The sequence below is a fragment of the Streptomyces bambusae genome, assembly GCF_019400985.1.
GTDB lineage: Bacteria > Actinomycetota > Actinomycetes > Streptomycetales > Streptomycetaceae > Streptomyces > Streptomyces bambusae_A.
In genome coordinates, this window is sequence record NZ_WTFF01000535.1 from 1 (window position 1) to 2,853 (window position 2,853).

A 2,853-nucleotide genomic window follows, 5' to 3' on the forward strand; every position below is an offset into this window, starting at 1 on the left:
GCCCCTGCCCCTGCCCCCGCCCCCGCCGGTCTGCCCGCCGACGTGGCCGGGCGGTATCTGCGGCGGCTCGGCATCCCGGCCGGGGCGGCGGCCGCCGGACCGTCCGCCGCCGGGCTGTTCGCCCTCCAGCGCGCCCACCTGGAGCGCGTCCCGTACGAGAACCTGGACATCCAGCTCGGCCGGCCGCCCGCCATCGACCCCGAGCTGTCGGCCCGCCGCTTCGCCGCCGGCCGCGGCGGCTACTGCTTCCACCTCAACGGCGCCTTCGCCGCCCTCCTGGAGACCCTCGGCTACGACGTCACCCGGCACGTGGGCGGCGTCTGCCACGACGCCGGCGACCGCGAGGTGAACGGCAACCACCTCGTGCTGACGGTCCGCGTCGAAGGGACGGCGTACTTCGTGGACACGGGCCTCGGCGACGGCCCGTACGAGCCGCTGCCGCTGCGCGAGGGCCCCTACGAGCAGGGCGGCTTCGGCTACCGCATGGAGCGGCTGCCGGGTGACGAGCCGGGCTGGACCTTCGTGAACGAGGGCGGGCCCTGCCCGGTGGTCAACTTCCGCTCCGCCCCTGCCACGACGGCCGACTTCGCCGCCGAGCACGCCCGGCTGTCCACCGCCTGCGACTCCACCTTCGTGCGCACCCTGGCCGTCCTGCGCCGGGACGCGTCCGGCATCGACGTCCTACGCGGCCGGACGCTGAGCCGGATCGAGGCGGCGGCCGGCACCTCGATGCGCGAACTCGCCACCGAGGAGGAGTTCTTCGAGGTGCTCACCACCGTCTTCGGCCGCTCCCCGGACGACCTCACCCCGGCGGACCGCACCCTGCTGTGGGACCGCGCGGGCGCGTGCCCGGACCGCTCCTAGGCCGTCGCGCCCGTACGGCGCAGCAGTTCGACCAGCCGCGTGCTGCTGTCCGCGCCGAAGCCGGCCTCGACCCCGCGGCGGTAGAGGTCCGCATGGGCCTGGAGGACGCCGGTGTCGACCCCCGAGTCGGCGGCGGTGTGCACGACGTGGTCCAGACTGGCCGCGCACATGGCCAGCCGGTCGACATCGCCTCCGTGCTCGCCCTTGTCGATGCGCGGGGCGTAGAAGTGCAGGAAGTTGCTCATGCTGTCGGTGGTACCGGCGGCGTACGGGAGGATGTCGGCGGCCGTCAGGCCGCCCGCCTGCGCGACGGCGACCGCCTGGTCGAAGCCGGTCATCGCCGTCCAGAACATGATCATGTTGAGCTGGTAGAAGAGCTGGGCCAGACCCGGGTCCTCGCCCTTCCAGTCGGTCGCGGCGAGCACGTCGAGGCTCGCGCGGTGCTCCTCGTACACGGCCTGTGCACCGCTGACGAACACCGTCGCCTCGGGCTTGCCGACGAGGTCCGGCGGCACGTTGATCCCGCCCGTCAGGTACGCCGCCCCGCGCGCGGCCGCCCATGCCGCGGCGGCCCGGGCCTTCTGCGGGGTGTCGGAGGACAGGTTGGCCAGCACCCGCCCCTGGAGCGGGGCCTCGCCGAGGGTCCCGTACATGGCGTCCACGTCGATCAGGCTGAGGACGACGAGGCCGGAGGCCTGCACCGCCTCCTCGATACTGCCGGCCCGCCGTGCGCCGCGGGCGACCAGCTCGGTGTCCTTGCCGGCGCTGCGGTTCCAGACGGTGACCTCGCGTCCGGCGTCGAGGAGGGCGCCGGTCATGGCGCGGCCCATGGGCCCGAGACCGACGACGGTGACGCTGTTACTGGCCATGCTCATGACTCACTCCCAGCACTAGAACGAACGCTCTATCCAGAGCTCGGAGCGACCGTAACACAGGACTAGAACGAGCGCTCTATCCATTCAGCGGTAGGATCCGGCCATGGCAGCCACGAAGACGATCGAACTCGGCACCCGCGACCGGCTGGTCCGCACGGCCTCCCGCCTGATGCAGCACGGCGGCTACGAGAACAGCCCGATCAAGCAGATCGTGCGCGACGCCGGGGCCACCCTGGGCTCGCTGTACCACTTCTTCCCGGGCGGCAAGCAGGAACTGGCGGTGGCGGCCATCCACTTCGGGGACGAGGAGTTCGCCGAGATGCTCGCCGCGGGCCTCGCCACCCGCGAGGACCCGGCGGAGGCGGTCGAGGCCGTGACCGGCCTGCTGGCGGAGGCGCTCGAAGCCTCGGACTGGCTCGACGGCTGCCCGGTGACCGCCACCGCCCTGGAGACCCTGGGCCGGCTGCCCGACGTACAGGAGGCCTGCGGCCGGGCCTTCGCCCACTGGCAGGGTCTCGTCGCCGCCAAGCTCCGGGCGGGCGGGCTCCCCGAGGACGAGGCCGCCGACCTGGCCGTCACGGTCGTCAACACGCTGGAGGGTGCCGAGATGACCGCCCAGGTCAGCCGCTCGCGCACCCCGCTCCTGCTGGCCGGCCGGCACCTGTCCCGGCTCGTGGCGTCGTACGGGCCCGGTACGACCGGCCCGCGATGAGCAGCGTCAGGAGATGGCCGTGCGCAGGCGGACCACGTCGATGGGCTCGGTCTCGTCGTGGGCCGTCAGGTCGATGACCTGGCCCGCCGCCGACTCCTCCGACCCGGCCTGCTGCGGCGCGGACGGCTCCGGGGTGGACGGCTTCGCAGTGGTCGCCGCCGGGGCGGCCTGCTCCCGGGCGCCCTGCTCCGGGGCGGTCTGGCGGGGCGCGCTCTCGGCCCGGTGGGCCGCCAGGGCCTCCGCGCCGACCACGTCGGCCAGGTCCTCGTGCTGGACGGCCTCGATCGCCGCGCGGGTCTTCTCCGCGGCCTTGGTGCCGAAGAAGTCGAAGCCGCCCTCGACGCGCGACGCCGGGCGGCGCGGCGCGGAGTACGGGGCGACGGTCGCCGCCAGGCGGCGGGC

Annotated in this window: 3 protein-coding genes and 1 pseudogene; 2 read left to right on the forward strand and 2 right to left on the reverse strand. The window is 74.2% G+C overall.

The window, feature by feature from the left end:
• Positions 1-864 (forward strand): arylamine N-acetyltransferase family protein (locus GPJ59_RS35225; RefSeq protein WP_219672153.1); only part of this gene is annotated, 864 nt, incomplete at its 5' end.
• Here GPJ59_RS35225 and GPJ59_RS35230 read toward each other — a convergent pair.
• Positions 861-1,739, reverse strand: a complete 879-nt coding sequence (locus GPJ59_RS35230; protein ID WP_219672155.1) for an NAD(P)-dependent oxidoreductase — start codon at positions 1,737-1,739, stop codon at positions 861-863. The two genes, GPJ59_RS35225 and GPJ59_RS35230, sit on opposite strands and share 4 nt — an antisense overlap.
• A 103-nt stretch (positions 1,740-1,842) precedes the next feature.
• On the opposite strand from GPJ59_RS35230, the gene GPJ59_RS35235 reads away from it, so the two are divergent.
• Entirely contained in the window at positions 1,843-2,451 is a 609-nt protein-coding gene (locus tag GPJ59_RS35235) for a TetR/AcrR family transcriptional regulator (RefSeq protein ID WP_219672156.1), read from the forward strand.
• A 6-nt stretch (positions 2,452-2,457) separates the two neighbouring features.
• Here GPJ59_RS35235 and GPJ59_RS35240 read toward each other — a convergent pair.
• Positions 2,458-2,853 (reverse strand): annotated as a pseudogene (locus GPJ59_RS35240) (hypothetical protein); the annotation flags it as partial.

Excerpts from the sequence above, each read along its gene's own strand:
- GPJ59_RS35230 (WP_219672155.1), bottom strand. The coding sequence starts at position 1,739 with ATGAGCATGGCCAGTAACAGCGTCACCGTCGTCGGTCTCGGGCCCATG.
- GPJ59_RS35235 (WP_219672156.1), top strand. The coding sequence starts at position 1,843 with ATGGCAGCCACGAAGACGATCGAACTCGGCACCCGCGACCGGCTGGTC.